The sequence below is a fragment of the Candidatus Tremblayella princeps genome (assembly GCF_900080145.1).
Map to the genome: position 1 here is coordinate 1 of NZ_FLRF01000003.1, position 19,808 is coordinate 19,808.

Genomic DNA, 19,808 nt, shown 5'->3' on the forward strand with positions numbered 1-19,808 from the left:
TAAACGGCGGCCGTAACTATAACGGTCCTAAGGTAGCGAAATTCCTTGTCGGGTAAGTTCCGACCTGCACGAATGGCGTAACGATGGCTACACTGTCTCCTCCCGAGGCCCAGCGAAATTGAAGTGGTTGTGATGATGCAATCTACCCACGGCTAGACGGAAAGACCCCGTGAACCTTTACTGCAGCTTTGTACTGAGCTTTGAGGCTGGGCGCGTAGGATATGTGGGAGACTATGAAGCAGGGCAACAGCCCTGCCGAGTCGCAGGTGAAATACCACTCACCTCGCCTCAACCCTCTAACCAGCGCCATTACCTGGCGCTGGGACAGTGCATGGTAGGCAGTTTGACTGGGGCGGTCTCCTCCCAAAGCGTAACGGAGGAGCACAAAGGTACGCTAAGCACGTATGGAAAGCGTGCCGAAAGTGCAATGGCATAAGCGTGCTTGACTGCGAGACAAACGTGTCGAGCAGATGCGAAAGCAGGTCATAGTGATCCGGTGGTTCTGTATGGAAGGGCCATCGCTCAACGGATAAAAGGTACTCCGGGGATAACAGGCTTATACCGCTCGAGAGTTCTTATCGACAGCGGTGTTTGGCACCTCGATGTCGGCTCATCTCGTCCTGGGGCTGAAGTAGGTCCCAAGGGTATGGCTGTTCGCCATTTAAAGAGGTACGTGAGCTGGGTTTAAAACGTCGTGAGACAGTTTGGTCCCTATCTACCGTGGGCGCAGGATACCTGAGGGGAGCTGCTCCTAGTACGAGAGGACCGGAGTGGACAAACCTCTAGTGTGCCGGTTGTCATTTCAATGGCATCGCCGGGTAGCCACGTTTGGCAGGGATAACTGCTGAAGGCATATAAGCAGGAAGCCTACCCTAAGATTAGGTATCCCATAATTGAAGGGCCGTTCAAGACAAGAACGTTGATAGGCTGGGTGTGTAAGCGTAGCGATACGTTGAGCTGACCAGTACTAATTGCGCCCGTTAGACTTAATCCTATGTGCTATACAGTCCTGACGCGCCATGATGCTGGACCCACAGCTGACCATTCCGAACAGAAATGTGACACAGCGCGCGGCCGATGATAGTGCCGGCGTGCCCGGTGCGAAAGCAGGTTATGTCGGGACCACGGTGCGACTCGAGCACCATAGCGTAATGATGCAGGAGGTCGTGGACAACCTCCTGACCAACACATCAGGCCTGTACGTTGACGCCACTTATGGCGCCGGAGGGCATAGCACTGCTCTGCTGGGGTCCCTAGGGCCTAAGGGCAGGGTAATAGCCTTGGACTGCGACCAGAGCATAAGGTTCGCACGTACGTCCGATCCTAGGGCAGCCGCAGGTCATGCAAACTTCCTCGAGCTCGATTGGTACCTTCGCTGTGCTGAGATATACTGCGCAGATGGCATTGTAGCCGACCTAGGGGTCTCTGCCACCCAGGTACACGATGCGCAGCGCGGCCTAAGCTACCTGCACCCTGGCCCTCTCGACATGAGGGTAGACCCAACGCGCAGCGCACCGTTATCTGGCCGTATCAGGCGCACAGAGCTTGGCACCCTACACTCATCGCTAAGAGGTCATGGACTTTATGGGCGCACCAAGGCAGCAGCATCTCGCATACTGCAAATAGTGCGTCAAGCGCGCTACACCACTACGCTTGACGTTGCTACAGCCGCATGCTGTTTGCACACCCAAGGCATGCACATTGCAGCAGACGCCTTCAGGGCACTTAGGTCCATGGCCAACTCAGAGCCTCAGTGCCTAAGGTCGCTAGTGCGCAATGCGCCCGCTGTGCTGAAGCCTGGGGGTAGACTCCTTATCCTAACCTTCGACTCGTACGGCTCGCGCCTGGTTAGGGCCTCCATCGAGCATGCTCACAGCCTCGTCCTCATGCGCACAGTTTCCCCAACGCAACGTGAGGTAGCCACTAATCCAGGCGCGAGGTCTTCTCTGCTGCACGTGCTGCTTCGCACGGGTAACCCGCGCTCCGCAGCAACTTAGGACATGCGACCATCAGGCCGCGTGTCCGCAACTTGCGCACGCAAGCCATATGGCTCCCGAGCAGCACCATCCTGCCAAGGTTGGAATGATAATGGGGACGCAGCGCATAGTGCTCGCAGGCATTATGCTTGTGCTCCCTAGGCTGGACATCGAGGTAGGAATGGAAGTCTACGTTAGAACGTTGGAGCCAATTGTGGCATCAACATCAGTTAGCCTACGCTGCGGCTACGCCTTGGCCACAGTCCTGGGTCACCCCAAGTGCCCCAGGGTTACTATAACGAAGCACAGGCGCAGGAAGCATCATCGTAGCAGCATGACGCACAGGCAGCATAGCACCGCTATTATAGTAAGCCAAGCAGCATACCCGCACGATGGCACAGAAGAAGGCAGGAGGCACAACCAGGAACGGTAGGGACTCGCATGCCAAGATGCTTGGCGTTAAGATGCTGGGCGGCGGCTACGTCAAGCCAGGCCGCATCATAGTGCGCCAGAGGGGTACCAGGTTCCACAGCGGTCCAGGCGTAGGCATGGGCAGGGACCACACGCTGTACGCCCTCGTGCCCGGCACCGTACGCTTCGGATGGCGAGGCAATAACCGCACGGTCGCAGTAACAAGGTCTGCCTAGCCCCGCTACAGTGGCCACCCAGCGCCTGGGAGCCGGGGGTTACGTATGATATTTATGACTCCCGGCTGGTCTGCGGCCTGTATGGTCGCAGAGCCAGATGATGTGCGGCTTAGCCTTGTTGTCGATGCCGTGCTTAACCCCTGGCGTTGGCCACTCGAGAGTGTTTTTGGTACCAACCGGGTATTTAGCTTTTGTAGCAGGGATAGCATCATTGGCAGATGCGTCAGACGGCGGATCTGATGATCTTGTGCAGGTTCATAGTTCAGCTTCACGCCAGGCAATGGACCACCGGCCGGCCAGGGTTCTGCCATCGTATGGGCATAGCACCCATCTCAGCCTGCAACGTCATACAGCATGCCCTCGTCGTATACGGCTTACAATAGCCTCGTGCGCCCTCAGGTCATCAGAGCCAGGTTGCACAACTGGCAAACCTGGCTGTCGCCCTAAGCTGCAGTGCAGGCCAATGGTTTCGCACTGGTAGCCGATTGGTGGTTGGGTTCGCTTTGCGACGACGAATGCCTCTGCAAGAAGCACGGCGTCCTCCAGGGCGCCGTGCCTTGCCCTATCCACCCTCCGTACTCCCAGCATATCGCAGCAGGAATCCAGTGAGAACCTACGCCTGCTGCCTCGCTGCGCAAGGTGAAGCATCGTGTCTATGACGCCATGGCAGTATCTCGCCGTAGGCATGAAACCAGCTGATGCTAGCCCTGCATCCAGAAAGTTCAGGTCGAACGACAGGTTGTGTCCAACAAGTGTCGATCTGCACAGGAAAAATAGCAGCCGCTGGGCAATTGCGCTGAACGTGGGCTGCGTAGCGAGGAACTCGTCCCTCAGGCCATGCACAGCCTGGGCCCCCCGAGTCATGCTCTGCCGAGGGTTTATGTATGCGTGGAAGTAATTTCCAGTGATGCTCCCGCGCGCAATCTCCACGCACCCCACCTCGGCCAGCCTATGGTAGCGAGGGCTGAGGCCGGTGGTCTCAGTGTCTAATACTACGTACCGTGTGTGCATCGTTGAGCTCCGGGTGTCGCCATAGGCTGTAGTGCCGCAACGTAAAGTCTGAGTTCACACACCACGGCCACATCATGCGGCGTAGCCACCTTGCAGCCATGGTGCTTGACACGCGGGCTGCCATGCAGGGCCTCGCTTGGGGTGCTGAGTGAGTTGCGTTCGGCGCTACTGTGTACGACACTTCTAATAAGGATACCAGGAGATAGTTACGGACCCCAGCTCTCAGCGTCAGGTCGAAGGCCTACATGCTACACGTTGCAACGTTGGAGCAAGCGCGTACCATGCTTAATATGAAGCACACACACGCCGCATGCGTGTGTGTGCTTAGCCGGGAGCACAATGGCGCGCCATCCGGCTCGCTCGTAGTGCCATACTGCTAGACGCGAATGGATACTAGGGCGCTCGTTCTGTCCCTCAGGGCCCTAGGACGCCCTGCTTGCGCCTAAACACGTCCGCAGGTTCAGGGCGGTCCTTCTGTCAATAGCAAGGCTGCACCACTCTGCGCCCCATTGCTTACATGCCATGCGCCAGCGTCTTCAAAGCTTGGAGACCCAGAGCGTTGCGCCTGGACATGGGGGCTAAGATGGGCATATCCCGAATGCTAGCCTGGCTGTGCGGCATTGCCCTCGTGCCTGCCTCCCCACGATGCTGCGTACCGGTTCCACTGCGCCGTTGCTTCTAATGGCCATGGCAGCCCGCGCAATGCGCTCAGCGTTGCGCATGGCTCGCATCACTGCACGGCGTTGTGCCTCCTGCCACCAGGTTGACTCGAGCAGTGCGCCACAACCAGGCAGGGCAAGGTCACCGCAACAAACCAGAATGGAACCTTGCATGCCGTGCTGTGCGTGTAGTGCCGCAGAACCATGGCTACGCCACTGACCAAGCAGCCTAGGCGATGGCGGTGACGCACATCTCTCTGATCGCGCCGACCATTCAGGGTTTGCGCGATCCAGCTGCATGCAAGTGCTGCGCGCAGTATGCGCGCAGCAACCTCTGGCTTCATGCCTAGGCGTAGCGACGTTGGATCGGTTGCCGTGCTAGGTGCGGGTCGCATAACAATAGGCCAGGGCATCGAGTTCGACGGCGTCCATGCCACAGCCACCGATGCCCGTGTAGGGCAGAGCACGGTAATGGTAAACTGCAACACCTAGACCGTGTCCACTTACTTCGACGCCGAGCATGCGCCTCTGACCATGGACGACATAGAGTCGGTGGTGCTGTACGAACTGCGGTAGGTACAGTTCTGCAGTTCGTAGGGCGGACACCGCTAAGCCTCCTTGCGGCGCAGATGGATACGAGGCACTCCAGCTTACACCATAGCCTCGGCGTAAGATTGGTCCAGGTTCAAGGCTGTGCTAGACGAAGCCCGTGTCGCCCTGGGCTGCATAATGTGGGGGCCAGAGGATGCGGCAGCCTATCGTCGCGAGTGGGATTCCCAGCCCTAGTGCGCCCTTCGTACGTTCTGAGCTGTCTGTGCATGCAGGTAGTGCGCAGCGCGGTCGCAGTTAAGTTCCAAGGCTGAGCCGTGCGACATGGAGTGCGACCGGGACGACATGCTGCACGCCGCCATACTCCCTAGGCCCAGCATCGCTGGCAGGATGCGCCGCATAGCTCTGGCTCTATCGCGTAGGCTAGAGGTGGTAGGACTGATGAACATACAGTTAGCCGTGCTCCGACCCCGCAGCGCAATGGAGGCGGTCTATGTCATAGAGGTAAACCCCAGAGCATCGTTGACGTTGCCCTTCGTGTCCAAGGCCTGCATGGCCAACATTCCTGCGGCGTGCAGGGACAGGAAGTATCCAATACCAGGATGCTCCGACGGGCTGTACTCTGCGTGAAGGAAGGCTGTGTTCGCATTATCCAGGTTACCGTACGCAACCCCTTCGCAGTTACGTTGCTCGGGTCCACTGGTAGGTCATGTGCGCAGGTTCTTCTAAGTTGCAGGAAGCGGTGGGGTGGCGGAAGGGCGCCAGGTCAGCGCGCTTAAAGCATGCTAGGTAGCACGACCGCAATGCTTGCAGGCTGCGCGCCTAATGCGCCAGGCTGGCGTAGAGTCGTGCTGCACAGAGCGCACTAGGGCAGCCTACAGCAGGGCGTAATGTTGCGAAGGGGCGTCGCAAGTGGTCACCGCCTAGTGCTTGCTCCAGAGGATGGCAGTGGATAGCTCCCATCGCCCCCAGCCAGGCAGCACACTTCAGGTGTGCTCTACCATAAGGGGCTGCCTGGCTCTCATGGAGGGGCTTGCGCAGCCCGTGGATTTGCTACCTCTAAGGCTGCAAGAGCTGCGCATAGCGCGGAGGGTCTGACATGGGCAGAACCAGCGAGTGGTACGCTCGGCACGTTGGAGACTCGTTCGTACGCACGTCAAAGGCCTGGGGTTACAGGGCTAGGGCAGCCTGCAAGCTCAAGCGTCTGGACGCCAAGTACGGACTAACGTCGCGCCAGTGCGACGTTCTGGAGCTAGGCTCAAGCCCCGGTGGGTGGAGCCAGTACATTTCGTACGAAAGGCGCGTGTCAGGGATGGCGTGGCGCACGGTGTCAGTCGACACGCACGCAACGGTGAGCGTGCGAGGCGTAAGTTTCGTACATGGTGATATAACAGAGGCAGAAACCATTGCCGAGGTATCGTCGAGGCTGCCTTGCGGTGTTGGGCTAATATTGTCCGACATATGCCCAACCACGAGTTGCGAACGGTACCAGGACAGCATAGCTACGGCCAAAGTTGCGGATGCGCTGATTATGGTGTCGCGCAGGTTTCTGTTAGATGGAGGAGCTCTGTTGCACAAGACCTTCGTTATTAGAGCCGAGCATATAGCTAGCGTAATGGAAAGGCACTTTTCTAGCGTAGAAGTGTATAGGGATTCGTCTTCAAGGTCATTCAATTCGGAGGCCTACCTGTTGTGCGTTGGAGGCTGATGGGAGCTCGAACCCATACCTCAGGAACCACAATCCTGAGGTATGCCAACTGAGCTACAGCCACAGGGAGAGCCTAGTTGACCATGATGTTGAAGCCTGGGTAAAGGTGAAGGCAGGCCATCAGGTACGAGGCATGGAATCATGCTCAGGCATATGATGTAAGGGTAAAGGCTTGGTATATTGCATGGTAATCCGAAAGATAGAGGAAGGCACTGGGAAGCCGTGTATAGAATAGCAGGCAATGCGATATAGGCATCAGCACTATCAAGCCAGTAGAGCAAAGGCAGCGTTCGAGCGTAGTCATTTGCCTATTCTGTCAGCCTGACAGTGCAAGCAGCGTGGGAGGGCTGGTAGCGGATTGCTGCAGAGCGCGGGGGGCGCGTAAGCAGGCATGCACGCAGAACTCGCCTGCAGAATCTACTGCAAGAGTAGCCGTTGCGCAGGACCTGCAGCCAGTCCAGCGCTAGTCGAAGGCAATGCCAAGCAGCGCCAGGCGTACGCGCAACCCTGGTCCATGCAGTCCAGCCGAGCGCCGCAGTGGGCTAGCGCCAGGCGCTAATGCATACTGCGGTACGACCTCACAGCATCGTGCCAGAGGGTTGCGATGAGCCATGGCTTGTTCCATATCAGCGAGCACACCGCATGGAACACGCAGACTTGCCTGCGTGCCTGCATCCTACAGCTATATGTCCAGGGTAGGAGTTGAACCTCCTTTAAATCTACCGATTTACTAGTTCCTGTTACTAGCGCGTATACAGTTCCGCCACCTGGACTACTACTATGCACTATGTGGTCGGGCAGATTCTCAAGCCCAGTTTGTGCGTCCGTTCAGAGGTTTACAGCCTCGGTGGGCTTCGACAGGGCTATGTGCCACTGCGACGTTGCGGTGCTTGCGGCACACTGTAGGTCTCTGTTCATGCGGCGCTCGATGAGCCTTGCAGACCTTGCCGATGTTGAGAGGGGGCTTAGCGAAGTAGCGATGGGGGCTAGGGCCGGAGCGATATCATGGCGGCCGGAGCTGGAGGACGTACATCGGAACGTAGAGCACGTCCTTACTGAACTTGTTGGCAAGGCTGGCAGGATGGCTCACACTGGCAAGTCGCGCAACGACCAGGTATCCACTTCAGCAAGGGTATGGCTAAGGCACATGGCAGGCGCAGCAATCTGCCGGGTGGAGGAGCTAGAGCTGGCCTTGGCAGCAAGGTCCCGCGCATGCCTTAACACCATGATGCCCGGGCTAACGCACATGCAGGTCGCACAACCTGTAACAGCCGCCCACTATCTCGCTGCGTATCGCTGCATGCTAGCGAGAGACCGCGCTAGGCTAGTCCGATGCACACGCTCGGCCTGTGTTCTGACTCTTGGATCTGGCGCGCTCGCTGGAACTAACCACGGCGGCGACAGGTACACGACTGCCGACATGCTGGGCCTCCATTGCGTATCCCCCAACTCACTGGATGCCGTGTCAGATAGAGACTTCGTCATGGAGTACGCGCTGTGTTGTGCCGTTTTAATGGTCCACATGTCTCGGCTGGCTGAGGACATGATAGCCTGGAGCAGCTCTCTCGTCGGCTTCGCAGTCCTCGGAGACGCGCTCTGCACAGGGTCATCCATCATGCCGCAGAAGAAGAACCCAGATATACTTGAGCTTGTCAGGGCAAAGGCTGCCATACTTATAGGTGGCACCATGGGCATCATGGCCGTAATGAAAGCGCAGGGTCTGGCATATAACAGGGACAACCAGGAAGACAAGGCCGTACTCCTGAGCGCATCGCGCGCAGTTACCAGGTCTCTCTCGGTGATGGCCTTGGCGGTACTCAGCTTGCGTCTTAACAAGTCTAGGCTGCGCAGAAGGCTGGAGTCCAGCTACGCAGTAGCTACGGACCTTGCGGACAGCCTAGTATGGCATGGCATGACGTTCCGCGACTCGCACGAGGCCGTAGCCAGGGCAGTAGGGTTAGCTATTCGAGCTGGGCATGCAGGACTCCGCGCGCTGCCCCGGCGCGCTCGGGGCGTAGTGCCGCCCATGCTGGCTGCACGGCTGGCGCGCATAGCGCAACCCGACGCTCGGTGCTCAGCGTTCTACAAGGACGCTACGGGGGGCACGTCACCCAAGTGGTCCTTCAGGGCCATGAGGAGGGCGTGAGGCAATGCAGGACGCGAGGTACAGGCCAGCGACGTTCCACGACGCCGCAGGCTGCCTGACGCTTCTGACCAGGTCCACACTGGCGCCAAAGGCGCCGATCAACACTGGTTGTGCAGCGTACCCCATGTTGAAAGTGGATGTTTCATCGTCCACGCACCGCGCCTTTGCCAGGCGCGGTCCAGTCGTTCACACTAGGAGCCTGCGCTGACCAAGCACCTGCAGGTATACCAAGGAGCCGGCGAACGTGCGCACAAGCCGGGCGCACGTGCCTTGCATGCCTTGCGCGCCGAGGAACTGCGTGCCTGTAGCAATTGCCATACGATCCGTGCAACTCTGCCTTCAGCTTGACGTCCCGCGCGGTCTCAAGAGCAACCTGGACGTCCCCCCTTGCTGCCAGCATGGCAGACTTTAGTGCTGCTGCGGTGTGAGTGTCTACTGCCACGCCATGCCGTCGGTACATCAGCTCGACAAGCATGGACCTCTCTACGTGCAACGAGGCGTCCGATGAAACAGCGCACGACCTCAGGCACCTGTGACTAGCGTGCGCAAGTAGAACCCACGCTGCGGAGTTACAACGTGCGCGAGCGGCCCGCCCTGCCATGCTGCCACTGCGTCCCAGAACATCGTACAGCAGCCTATCAATGTTGGATGCCCAAGAAATATCCATGCTCGGTGCGGTAGTTCGCTTCACTACCGCAGTGCTGCGAGGAACGCATACCCCACCTTTCAAGAAGCAGTCCAGTACGTTGTTCTCGTTCGTGGCTACGGTGGCATGGAAGCCCTGCGTGCAACAGATCATGGCCATGTGGCATGCGAAGGTATTCCCGAAGTTGCCCGAAGGTATGTGGTAGCAGAAGCGCTCACCAGGCCAGGTAACCAGCCTCTCACGCAGTGCCAGGTAGTATGCCGATTGAAGCAGCAGCCTGGACAGGTTTATGGAGTTTGCTGTGCCTACATCCCTTCGGCGCATGCCAAGTAGCGCCTTCACTACGTCCTGGCAGCAGTCGAACCCTCCGTGCAGGCAGGCATTTACAACGTTTCCGGCCATTGTGCCATACATTTGCTCCGCCTGGAAGGCAGACACACCGCCAGCAGGAGAGAGCACCAGTAGCCCAACCTTCCTGCTACCTGCGATGGCGCGGCATGCGGCTCCTCCGGTGTCTCCTGAAGTAGCGCCTACGATGTGGTAGTGGCGCAAAACTACGCACGCAAAAGCAACTCCGAGCGCCTGCATTGCTAGGTCCTTGAATGATAGAGATGGCCCCCATGATAGACCGCCCAGGTAAATGCGACCCGATATCCACGAGGCGCCTACGGCATCCCTTGCGCCCCCGTTTGAGTCAGCACACCCGAACCCACGGCGATACGCTGTCCTGCAAACGGACCTAAGCAATGTGCGGCACGTACCGCGCGCGAAACGTCTTAGCACCCTAAAGACAAGCTCGCTGTACGCCATGAAGCGCCATGCTGGCGCTTCAATCGGCGTGGGGTAGGCGGCGGGCATGTACAGGCCTCCATCCCATGCCATGCCGGCAAGCAAGGCCCGGGAAAAATACATGCCAGGCAGCGCGGGCCCTGTGCGTGTGGAAGTGTACACTAAAGGACTACCTTCATGAAACGAGCAGAGCGGACATCGGGATCATCTGCCACGATCGACATCAGGACAAGATCATGCATAGCTCCAAACAACGCTACGCACGCCGTGCTACAGCTAGACCGCACGAGCCGAGCGGTGATGGTCTTGCAGCGCAGGCACCGGGACAGCGCTTCCTTGCATGCAGGTTGCGTTATGAAGCATGCGCGTAAGTAGCACTGGCCACTCATACTAGCGCTGGCGCTCCGCCCACTCGATGCCCACGCTGCAGCACGCGACCTAGCAGCGGCGCTTTGCGCAGCGGCTACTGCGTCCGAGCACACGGCAGCTGCAGTTGGTCTCCTGCCAGCGCCACGGCCATATAGCCACATTCCACCGGTGCTATCTCCTGCAAGAAACACCGCGTTTGTGACGCCTACGCAGCATGCGACAGGGCATCTGGATGAAGCCATGAAGGGGCGCACCTGTGCTACCATAGGACCGCCGTGCGAAACAAGCGCCAGTAGCTTGACATCAAGACCAAGCGCTCTGGCACACACACACTCTGGCGTTCGTACGCCACGCATGCCCTCGGTATACAGGCTCCTTGGCATTATGTGAGCTCCAGGGCACCACGAGCCTAGCACTGCTAGCTTCTGGGCAGCGTCTGTACCATCAACGTCGCACGCGCAATCTGCCTCAGCGTATCCTCGTGCGAAGGCCTCAAGCATAGCGCGCCTAATGGGGAGGCCGTAACGGCACATGCTCGTTAGGACCCAGTTCGCGGTGCTGTTTAGCACTCCTGCCGCGTGCGAAAGGCGCGCCGCGGGAGTACACCTATGGGCCACTGCAATGACAGGCAGGCCTCCCGCAACAGCAGCCTCGGCAAGAACTCCAAGCCCGCACTGGCGTGTCTCTGCCCCGTAGCACGCCAGGAGTGCCTTGTTCGCAGTAACGAAGGGGTTGCACGCCAGCACTCCGCGGGAGTGCACTGCGCTGCGTGCGGCTCCGGTGCCACCCATGACCTCTACAACTACGCCGAACCTTTTCTCTGACCGTGCCAGAGCGCAGGACGCACGTGACCTGTATACCCTGAAAGGGGTGGCACCGGAGCACCTGGTACATACTGTGCATGCCCTTGCATCAACGCCAGGCGCAAGGGGAGCCCTGGCATGCAGTGCCTCAAGTACGCCCCGCCCGACCGTGCCATAGCCTAGGATTGTCAAGGGTACCAGCCTAGCCATCTTCCTTGGGCCTGGCTGGAGTCAGAAACTTCATGTATTCCCCAAGGTAGTTGAGCCTTATTGAGCCAGTTGGGCCGTTCCTATGCTTGCCCACAATTATCTCTGCCACGCCCTTGTCCTTGGTGTGGGGGTTGTAGACTTCGTCTCTATATATGAATAGTATGAGGTCGGCGTCCTGCTCTATGGCGCCGGACTCCCTAAGGTCAGACATTACGGGCCTCTTGTTCGCTCGCTGTTCCAGACCCCTGTTGAGCTGCGAGATGGCTACCACTGGCACGCTCAGCTCGCGCGAGATGTTCTTTAAGGAGCGCGAGATATCCGAAACCTCGGCATACCTGTTGCCTGCACAGTTAGCGCTGACCATGAGCTGTATGTAGTCTATGGCTACCAGGCTTATCTTGCCGTGCAGCTCGGACATCCTGACTATGCTGGTTCGTACGTCCGTTGGGCTGAGGTTGATCCTGTCGTCTATGAGAATCCTCGCCTCTCCCACAACCCTGGCCGACTCTGCCAGGTTAGAGAGCTCCCTGCCATCCAGCCCGCCTGCCCATATGCTCCTCTGCCTTATCATGCCAGCCGAGCTTACGATGCGAGTGACGAGCTGCCCTGACGTCATTTCCATCGAGAACACCAGAACCTGCAGCTTCTCACTTATGGCGACGTGCTCAACAATGTTCATGAGTAGCGCCGTCTTTCCCATGGAGGGCCTGCCAGCTATGACCACTAGCTCTCCGCTCTGCAGTCCAAGAGTCATGTCGTCCAGCTCGTCGAACCCTGTAGGCAGGCCCGTAACACGCTGGGCCCTGCTTGGGCTCTGACCTTGCTGCTGCCCGGCACGTGCCACTATATCCTGCAGTATGCCCCTGACGTCCGTGCCTGCATGGTGCCTGAGGTCGTGCGCTCTGCGCACTTCGGCTAGTCTAGCCTCAGCCCCTGCGAGCAGCTCGCACACACCCTTTCCCTGTGGGTTCATGGCATCGCGTAGCGCCCCATCTAGCGCCGACACAAGCCGTCGCGCTATGGCCTTGTCCCTAACTAGCTCAGCATACCTGCGCACGTCGGCCGCCCTGTCAGCGCCTGCAGCAAGCTCGGCAAGGTATCCCATCACGCCTATGCCCTCGGTTCCCCCGTGTGACAGGGCGGCGTCGTATACAAGGAGCGGATCAGTAGCGAGGTGCTTGGCCGCAACGCTGCCTATGCACCTGTATATTAGCCTATGGCGTGCGGTGCAGAAGTCTTCCTCGCAAAGCACGGCATCCACAGCAGCCACCAGGCCAGCATCCTGCAGTAGCCGGCCCAGTACGATGCGCTCCGCGGCATTACATACCAGGCACGACTCGTCCTGGACTGGATGCGAACTCACGCCCTGACAGAGCACGTAACCCTTACCCTGACGCTGCGGATAGCTCCTTGCGGTGAGCGTATGAGCGCGGTGTGCTCTACGACGCCGCGCGCAGGGCGTATGACCTCCACCTGGTCCAGCCATACGCTCACTCCGAACGCCCTGAGCAGCGACACGACGTCATGGGGTCTGAGGCCTACGTCCCACGCAGCATCGTGCGCGCAGACCCTCCTGAAGAACAGGTACCTCGGGATACGCTGGGCTGCAGCGCAGCCGATCCTATCAGAAGCGTCGGCGCTAGATGGGGCGCGGAGCGCCCTGCAGCATGGGACCGCTGCGCCTGAGGGTATCAAGCGATTGATGGCATTGCCGCGCCGCACTGTTACCACATCCCCAGCGCTGCCCAGTCCTACTATGGCGCATAGTAATATCACCCTGACGCTCCCCACACTACCCACCATCCGATCGAAGTTGTGCTATAGCATGGCGGCTGGTGTATGGTAGCAGCGCCATGTAACGCGCCCTCTTTATGGCAACCCTTAGCCTCCTCTGAAGCGCAGCAGGCAGTCCTGTCATCCTTGCTGGCATGATTTTGCCGTACTCTGTAATAAATGACCTGAGAACGCGGGCGCTCCTAGGGTTTGGCACGCTTGTCAGCAGCTCCCGCAGGCTGTGGGGCGACGAGTCTGCGTCGTGCGGGACAGGAGCATGCAACCCCCTGCTCGACGTCACTTGCGCCTCCTTGGGCTGTTGCATTCCGAAGCTGCCCTAAGGGCCAGTAGCAGCGCATCCTCTATGTTGCGCCGTCTCCTCATGACCAGGACCCTCATGGCGCGCAGCGCCATGGTCCGCCTGATGGATGAAAGAGCTCGGTTGTTGCACTCTATGCCAGCTTGGCACCGTACCGCTCGCGTTGCACCATTTACAGGGTGCGCTAGTACCGTTACGCCCCAGTTTTCTAGGCCATGCACGACACCGCCACAGGCAGTTACGTGCCTGGTTATATCGCTTTCAAGTGAGGCCGGATCTTGTGACCTAGGATCAACTATATACGCTATATCGTAGGAAGTCATTTCTGTTGATGTTGGTACGCCTTAGAGCGAGCTCGCTTCGCCGCCTCCTTAATCGACTTGGCTATGGTGGAGTGGGCGAAGCACGCTCCCGCTATGTCTGTGGCTGTGTCCGCGGCGCCATTGCAAGCACGAAGGTGGCTATGAGCTAGGAGGCGCTGTGCCCACTATATGGGCGCCCAGCACAACGTACGATGCTGCTCATAGCCACCACCTTAACGAACCCCTCTGCCCTGTTATGCCAAACCTCGGTGTCAATAACGTGCGAAATGCTGGCTTAGTCTCCGCTGTGTCTAGGCCGCACATTGCTAAGGCCCACCATGTGGCCCTCCTCAGATGCCTTGTTTACTAGCATTGGTCCCCTCACTGCATCGCAAACGGCGTACGCGCCAGGTGCCGATGACCTGCACAGGGCGACCCCCTGCCTGGCCTTCTTCACACACGCAGCATTGTGTTGGGTGCGCCCTGTGCAGAGTAGCCTATCGTATGCTGCCGTCTTAGCATAGCCGTTGCCAATCTTATCTACCACCCTGCGCTTCCTTAGCATTTCCCTGCGCTCCGTTCAGGCCAGCGCATCCAGCATGATGCCATGCCAGACCGTACGCAGCTGACACTGCTGCTCATGAGGGGGTGTAGCAGCGCCTTTGATGGTATGCACCCTACGTTCAGCCAAGCAGGGGGTTGCCCTGCTGCGCTGGCCTTGTTAACACAGCACGCCCATACGCAAGCCGCCCATGCTGCGCAAGCGTAGCCCCCCTGGCCCTAACGCCCAGTAAGTGCACGTCGTGCTCCATAGGGAGCGTGCCTGCGTGCGATCCATCGATCCGGTGCATGCGCTAGAGTTAGCGGATTATCTACCATGTCCTTTATCGCCATCAGGAATCGTATGCATCACGTCATCAACTATGGGTTGTTGTAGGATAGCGCTACGTGCACTCACCGCCACGCAAATACCATGCGCAAGCACCGGGCGCCTATCTATGCTGTGCACTCCCCAGCACGGCCGTTGCTGGTCTGGCGCTGGTATTGGCGTAGCGAACACGCCGCAGTTCGACACTGTGAAAGTGCCGAAGCAGTAGTAGCTATAGCCGAGAGTGCCATCATGGCACGCACGGTTAGCCTTATGCTGGCAGCCACGCTACCATAACATGGAGCCAGTGCGGTGTGTGCATGGCAACCGAAGCTTTACCACGCTGCCCCCTCGCCATGCTGTATTGACAACCAGGCCAGCGCAGAGGCGGACAATAAGAAGCAGGCAAGGCCTAGCCTGACGCAGGTTCAGCAATGGCTAGCCTGTCCTTGAACGCAAGCGCCCCTTGTCTAACTGCCCGATTGTAGTCACCCCCTGAGGCCTGCGACCTTATGAACAGCGAAGATGCTAGCATGCGTGAGGTGGACATGGGGACCGTGCGCTCCCACGCCGATATGGACGCTGCTTACGCTGCGTCAAAGCAGGCAGGGGCACCTGCCTGCTTTATCTGACGCCGCATGCTGCACCTGCGGCGTGCTTATCGCGAACAGCAGCTGCCCATGTGCTAACCATCTACCTGCCTGAAACGACGCCTGACGCTGGCGCGTTTCTATTCTTGTCTGTCTCAAGCTAGATAACGACGTCACCCTGACCACAAGCTCGCCTTTACACTTGCGCCACCTGAGCACCATTGCATGGCCCACAGACTCAGCCAGCTGCGGTACCATTCTGATGCACATCACCCATCTGCGCATGGCCTTGGCATATGTTCCAGCATTGCAGCACTCGCAGCTCCGAGCGACTCCCGACTTAGTCGCTCCTTGATGAGAACTCTAGCCTGGTGCCAGGCCGCGTAACGTTACGCTGCGCCTCCTGCACTATACCACCGAGCGTCATGCTCGTCCATCGAGGCAGCAACGGCCTCGAGCTGCATGGGGTACAGCGCGCTGCGGGTGAGCAAGCGCGCACCCCGTGCTCTGGGCGCGCTGGCTTCCCTGAACCCATGCCTGCAACCCTGTAGTACTAGGGGCACTGCACCTGAGGAGCGACTTGGGGCTTGAGAACTACCAGGGGTACCGGCGCAGCGCACTGCATGCCCTAGCCGCGTGTGGAACAGCTGCTAGGGCCTTGTCGGGCAAACTCTCCATCCTGCCTGTGCGGAAGAATCACCGAAGGCCCCACTTGGAACCTGCTGCAGCTATGAATAGATCTAAAGAAGCCTGTGCCACGTTGGCGCGTAGGATAGCTAGGCTATCGTACAGTGCAAGTAGCTTCCCCCCCCATCCTGGCAAACTAGCCTACATCCAGCGCGCTGAGCATGCCCCTGTGCTCACATCGCAGCAGCACGACGCATGATGCCGCACAGACTTGGAGCTTTTGCCAAGCGCTTCCCGTATGTGCCAGGGGCTATATTAGCGTGAGCGCTGCGCAGAGCTCGGGTAGACGCTCCGACCATATACCGTTCGGTAAGACTACAGCCATAACGCTAACGTGCAAGGTTGCTATGCTGCGGTTGGACGCTGAGTATGGGCAGCGCAGCCGGCTTGCCCAATGGGGCGGCTGCGCAAGCAGCTAACTAGGCCTAGGCTCGTGACGTACACCTAGCAATCCACGGTGCACGTTAGTCAGCCGCATGCGCTTGGGCGTGGAACGTCTGGCCGTACCAGCTTTAGCGTTATGGCATGGAATGCTCCAAGGCTACAAGTGCGCAGGTGGCCGTTGCCAGTATGGCCAAGCTCCGCGCTGCGCTGCAATGGCCTACTCGGCTTATATAGCAGGAGCGACATGCTGCTCTGCCGGGTGGAATGTTAGCCTTGGCTCGCGCTGCTCCCTTGCATGCCTTGCAACTCTGGCAGCCTCAGCGAACAGGCGGGCCTCTAGGCTCTCCCTGTCGCCAAACGCAGCGCTATATCGCACACATAGCGCGCAGCGAGAGGGCGCCGCCGTGCCGTGCATTGCTACGAAGCTAGAGCCGAGGCCGCACGAGCCCCACATGGCGCGCGCTAGTATGGCGCGCGCCATGTGCCTAGGCCCATGCCTCTCACTATGTGCCGCCATCGCTATTGCTGTTGTGAACAACTAGCTCGTCCCCTACGGATAGCTCTAGCGCCGTAGGGCGTATGCCTTGGGCGCACACGCCGCACTCGGCACCGCTCTGGACCTCCATGACATCTTCCCGGAAAAGCCGGAGGGAGCCGATCTCGCACCGCCCGACCTCAGCGCCTGACCTCAGTATTCTAGCATGGCATGCAGCTCGGAGCGTACCATACAGTACCCGGCAGCCCAGTATGGCACCTCGGACTTCATGGCCGAACAGGCGCACCACGCAAGCCCTACAGGCTGGGGAGGTTAGCCGAACGTTATGCTGCGCGCTCCGTGCTATAAGCGCGCTGCGCAGCTCATACACTGTACAGAAGCGCTGAGCGCATGGATCGCAGGATGGGCGCTTTGACTGTTCGGCCATACCTATGGTTATTATGGCGGCGCCTGTTGCTCCAGCGATGGCGGCATCGCTGGGGCAGGCAGGACCAAGGCCTGCGCGCACCACCATGGGCACTGGTTTGTCCGCGTGCAATGAGCGGATCACTCGAAGCGCTGCACCCAGTAACGCATGGTTTCTGGCCCTAACAACGTAGCGAGCGCGCTGCGCGAGCGCGTACCGCGTTGCGCTGGCGTTAGGTGTGCGATGCCATCTGTATGTTGCCCTGTAAACCTGCTGCCTAGCCTGCCGGCGCGAGGTTGACATGAACCGCAGCCCAGGGAGTGGAGCCCTCGCCATGCACTGGGCCACTACAACTGAGTACGGTAATGCGCGATCTAGCGGGGAGCCTCGGGTGCTAGTGAGTGATCGAATGCAGCCGCATGCGCCGCGTATTGTGAGCCTGTCTCCTATGGAAAGCTCGCCCATCTGTACGAGCATTGTAACCTCTACGCCAGCCCGTCCAGACACTGTCGCATCCAAGATCACGCCGTGCGCAGGTGCGCCTCGCACAGTCAATAGTCGCAGGTTGCCTGCTGCAGCGCGTAGCGCCTGCAGCATTTCCGGCATGCCAGAGCCGATCTGCGCGGATAGGCTTACGAATCTTGGTCGCACACGAGCTTTGCCTGCATTAATCAGTGCCTCGCACCTGCGCACGACTCGACGGGCTCCGGTGCTCGCTGCGTCCCTGTCAGCCTTTGTTATAGCTACAACGAGCTGCCTATCTCGACCGACTGCTGCGAGCACAGCGTGCACGCTACGCTCATCAGGCTCCGAGTCAGCCGCAACCACCAGGACTACTATGTCGGCAAGTGCGATCCCGCGCCTCGACGATGGTGCGAAGGCGCTGTGCCCTGGCGTGTCCACAAGTACGAACTTAGTGCCGTGGGCAGTTGTGTCATATGCGCATACGTTCTGCGTTATGCCCCCAGCCTCGCTGCGCGCAGTACCGGCGCCTGCCAGTGCTGACATGAGGGTAGTCTTGCCATGATCTACGTGCCCGGCGAATGCTACTACGGCAGGCCTATGTGCCATCGATGCCAAACCAGCAGGGGAGCCTGCCCAGTACCGTGGCTCTATAGGCACTGTATTTGTCCGTGCCTACATAGGCACGAGTTCCTCGGCGCGAAGACTGAACGTACGTCGCAAGCCGCAATACTGGCCGGAGGGTGGCGTCTTGCAAATGCCGGCCTGTGTGCAGACACCGTTAGGCTGCTGCATCGTACTCCTGCCACCTCCAGAATCCGTGACAAGTGGTGTTGTAGCTCGGAGCATTCTCGGGCCTGCACTAGTCGCTGTCCTGAGCGTATGCCCATTGCTATGCCACCTCCGTGCAACCACAGGCAGCATGGCATATATCCCATGGCGCCTGCACACTCGCCGACCATGCATCTGAGACGGCTACGGCTAATGCGCGCTGTGCTGCTCTTACAGTCCGTGAAGCCTAGCATTGAACTTCCTTGCAGCATTGTTGGCTATGGTCCGGAATAGACTACACGAACGCCTGGCGCAATTGCCAGACTGTAGGCTCGCCATGTCCTGGCGCTGGACTTGGAGCTGCAGTGCACAAAGTGTAGCTCAGTGCCTCATTGCCTGATTCAGGGTTATGCGCTACATCAGCTCGGAGCGCTGCTGTTCCGGATGAAACAGCGTGCTTGGCTCTAACGGTGGCTCGGAGCTGGATGCCTGGTCGCATGCCTTGCTTATAGCAGCTCCATTGAGACCTATGTCAGAGCTGCATTTCACCAATCTAGCTTAGGTCAGTAGTGCTGAGCCCCTCTCGATTAGAGCCCCCGTGCTACGCACGCACCATTGCAATGTAGGCTGTCTATTCTCTACGGGTGTATGCCTTTGAACATGCCCTGGCAACTATAGCCCCGCCGATAGAAGTATGCCTCTGTACTGTTAGCTGTGCTGCAAACTCCTCCTTAAGCGAAGCTTATCATTAGCTCCGGCTCTTACAGTGCAATGCTATGCTGCCTGCAAATCTCTGCCGATTTATGAAGGCTACCAAGATGGGCGCATGCACTGAAGGTCTTATGTAGTGCATGCTGAACGCAATGCCTGGTTTTTTGCAGTAGGATCGCGTGTAGGGTCCGCTCAGAAAGTAAATCATAGCGCAGCTTAAATACCGATGGTTTTTACACTGCCTACGGAACTATGTGAGCACAGGCGTAAGCTCGCCTGTGCATATGATCCAGCTACAAGTGGTACCATGCTTCTGCTGTAGGTAGCCCTAGCCAGGCAGTGCTGCTAATTCTGCTCTTCGTTGTACGAATGTTGAATGGCACCACTTGCGTCGATGCAGCCAAGATACTGGTCAGAGTGTGACTTGCGGCACATGCCATACCGGCAGCTGGTGCTGTGACTGCTAAAAAGCAGTCACAAGTACTGGTAAATACAAACCAACCGGTAGCTTTGCTGGATACTGCTG

14 protein-coding genes, 1 rRNA gene and 2 pseudogenes are annotated in these 19,808 nt (G+C 58.7%); 9 read left to right on the forward strand and 8 right to left on the reverse strand.

Translation table 11 applies throughout. The features are described 5' to 3' along the window. The 4 genes from BC380_RS00410 to rpmA form a co-directional block, all read left to right on the forward strand. Positions 1-994, forward strand: a 23S ribosomal RNA gene (locus BC380_RS00410); the annotation flags it as partial. Positions 995-1,022: 28 nt separating this feature from the next. After that, the gene (gene rsmH, locus BC380_RS01185; protein WP_420885284.1) at positions 1,023-1,997 is read left to right on the forward strand and encodes a 16S rRNA (cytosine(1402)-N(4))-methyltransferase RsmH; all 975 of its coding nucleotides are present in this window, start codon (positions 1,023-1,025) and stop codon (positions 1,995-1,997) included. A 49-nt stretch (positions 1,998-2,046) separates the two neighbouring features. Next, a complete protein-coding gene (locus BC380_RS00420) occupies positions 2,047-2,409 on the forward strand; it encodes a bL21 family ribosomal protein (protein WP_075047672.1) in 363 nt (120 codons plus the stop codon). After that, positions 2,369-2,623 (forward strand): 50S ribosomal protein L27, encoded by a 255-nt coding sequence (gene rpmA, locus BC380_RS00425; protein ID WP_075047673.1) that lies wholly within the window; start codon positions 2,369-2,371, stop codon positions 2,621-2,623. Before BC380_RS00420 ends, rpmA begins: the two co-directional genes overlap by 41 nt. Before the next feature lie 345 nt (positions 2,624-2,968). Here the strand turns inward: rpmA and BC380_RS01190 are convergent, their stop codons facing one another. Next, complete coding sequence (locus tag BC380_RS01190; protein WP_075047674.1) at positions 2,969-3,634, reverse strand: exonuclease domain-containing protein; 666 nt, start codon at positions 3,632-3,634, stop codon at positions 2,969-2,971. A gap of 1,001 nt (positions 3,635-4,635) precedes the next feature. Here BC380_RS01190 and BC380_RS01370 point away from each other — a divergent pair. The 5 genes from BC380_RS01370 (at position 4,636) to BC380_RS01045 (ending at position 9,547) form a co-directional block, all read left to right on the forward strand. Next, the gene (locus BC380_RS01370) at positions 4,636-4,785 is read left to right on the forward strand and encodes a carbamoyl phosphate synthase preATP-grasp domain-containing protein (protein WP_478210200.1); all 150 of its coding nucleotides are present in this window, start codon (positions 4,636-4,638) and stop codon (positions 4,783-4,785) included. A 381-nt stretch (positions 4,786-5,166) separates the two neighbouring features. Next, a complete protein-coding gene (locus tag BC380_RS00440) occupies positions 5,167-5,472 on the forward strand; it encodes a hypothetical protein (RefSeq protein ID WP_075047676.1) in 306 nt (101 codons plus the stop codon). 469 nt (positions 5,473-5,941) lie between these two features. Continuing rightward, positions 5,942-6,550 (forward strand): SAM-dependent methyltransferase, encoded by a 609-nt coding sequence (locus BC380_RS01195; protein ID WP_075047677.1) that lies wholly within the window; start codon positions 5,942-5,944, stop codon positions 6,548-6,550. Between the two features lie 787 nt (positions 6,551-7,337). Continuing rightward, a complete protein-coding gene (gene argH / locus BC380_RS00455) occupies positions 7,338-8,696 on the forward strand; it encodes an argininosuccinate lyase (protein WP_075047678.1) in 1,359 nt (452 codons plus the stop codon). Positions 8,697-9,337: 641 nt separating this feature from the next. Further along, entirely contained in the window at positions 9,338-9,547 is a 210-nt protein-coding gene (locus BC380_RS01045; RefSeq protein WP_245634863.1) for a hypothetical protein, read from the forward strand. 524 nt (positions 9,548-10,071) lie between these two features. Here the strand turns inward: BC380_RS01045 and BC380_RS01200 are convergent. The 7 genes and pseudogenes from BC380_RS01200 to BC380_RS01215 all read right to left on the reverse strand — a co-directional run. Beyond that, positions 10,072-10,293, reverse strand: a pseudogene (locus BC380_RS01200) (threonine synthase); the annotation flags it as partial. After that, entirely contained in the window at positions 10,293-11,513 is a 1,221-nt protein-coding gene (locus BC380_RS01205) for a homoserine dehydrogenase (protein ID WP_075047681.1), read from the reverse strand. The pseudogene BC380_RS01200 and the gene BC380_RS01205, both read right to left, overlap by 1 nt. Continuing rightward, positions 11,506-12,891: a replicative DNA helicase gene (gene dnaB / locus BC380_RS00475; RefSeq protein ID WP_281179019.1), complete on the reverse strand. Its 1,386-nt coding sequence runs from the start codon at positions 12,889-12,891 to the stop codon at positions 11,506-11,508. The genes BC380_RS01205 and dnaB overlap by 8 nt, the downstream gene beginning before the upstream one ends. After that, complete coding sequence (locus tag BC380_RS01065) at positions 12,873-13,316, reverse strand: bL9 family ribosomal protein (RefSeq protein WP_148702234.1); 444 nt, start codon at positions 13,314-13,316, stop codon at positions 12,873-12,875. The genes dnaB and BC380_RS01065 overlap by 19 nt, the downstream gene beginning before the upstream one ends. Then, positions 13,306-13,476, reverse strand: a pseudogene (gene rpsR, locus BC380_RS01050) (30S ribosomal protein S18); the annotation flags it as partial. The pseudogene rpsR and the gene BC380_RS01065, both read right to left, overlap by 11 nt. A 107-nt stretch (positions 13,477-13,583) precedes the next feature. After that, positions 13,584-13,928, reverse strand: a complete 345-nt coding sequence (locus tag BC380_RS01210) for a 30S ribosomal protein S6 (RefSeq protein WP_075047684.1) — start codon at positions 13,926-13,928, stop codon at positions 13,584-13,586. Between the two features lie 3,011 nt (positions 13,929-16,939). Beyond that, entirely contained in the window at positions 16,940-18,409 is a 1,470-nt protein-coding gene (locus BC380_RS01215) for a GTP-binding protein (RefSeq protein ID WP_075047691.1), read from the reverse strand. Positions 18,410-19,808 lie beyond the last annotated feature (1,399 nt).

Excerpts from the sequence above, each read along its gene's own strand:
- rsmH (WP_420885284.1), top strand. The coding sequence starts at position 1,023 with ATGCTGGACCCACAGCTGACCATTCCGAACAGAAATGTGACACAGCGC.
- BC380_RS00420 (WP_075047672.1), top strand. The coding sequence starts at position 2,047 with ATGGCTCCCGAGCAGCACCATCCTGCCAAGGTTGGAATGATAATGGGG.
- rpmA (WP_075047673.1), top strand. The coding sequence starts at position 2,369 with ATGGCACAGAAGAAGGCAGGAGGCACAACCAGGAACGGTAGGGACTCG.
- BC380_RS01190 (WP_075047674.1), bottom strand. The coding sequence starts at position 3,634 with ATGCACACACGGTACGTAGTATTAGACACTGAGACCACCGGCCTCAGC.
- BC380_RS01370 (WP_478210200.1), top strand. The coding sequence starts at position 4,636 with ATGCCTAGGCGTAGCGACGTTGGATCGGTTGCCGTGCTAGGTGCGGGT.
- BC380_RS00440 (WP_075047676.1), top strand. The coding sequence starts at position 5,167 with ATGGAGTGCGACCGGGACGACATGCTGCACGCCGCCATACTCCCTAGG.
- BC380_RS01195 (WP_075047677.1), top strand. The coding sequence starts at position 5,942 with ATGGGCAGAACCAGCGAGTGGTACGCTCGGCACGTTGGAGACTCGTTC.
- argH (WP_075047678.1), top strand. The coding sequence starts at position 7,338 with ATGTGGTCGGGCAGATTCTCAAGCCCAGTTTGTGCGTCCGTTCAGAGG.
- BC380_RS01045 (WP_245634863.1), top strand. The coding sequence starts at position 9,338 with ATGTTGGATGCCCAAGAAATATCCATGCTCGGTGCGGTAGTTCGCTTC.
- BC380_RS01205 (WP_075047681.1), bottom strand. The coding sequence starts at position 11,513 with ATGGCTAGGCTGGTACCCTTGACAATCCTAGGCTATGGCACGGTCGGG.
- BC380_RS01065 (WP_148702234.1), bottom strand. The coding sequence starts at position 13,316 with ATGGTGGGTAGTGTGGGGAGCGTCAGGGTGATATTACTATGCGCCATA.
- BC380_RS01210 (WP_075047684.1), bottom strand. The coding sequence starts at position 13,928 with ATGACTTCCTACGATATAGCGTATATAGTTGATCCTAGGTCACAAGAT.
- BC380_RS01215 (WP_075047691.1), bottom strand. The coding sequence starts at position 18,409 with ATGGCACATAGGCCTGCCGTAGTAGCATTCGCCGGGCACGTAGATCAT.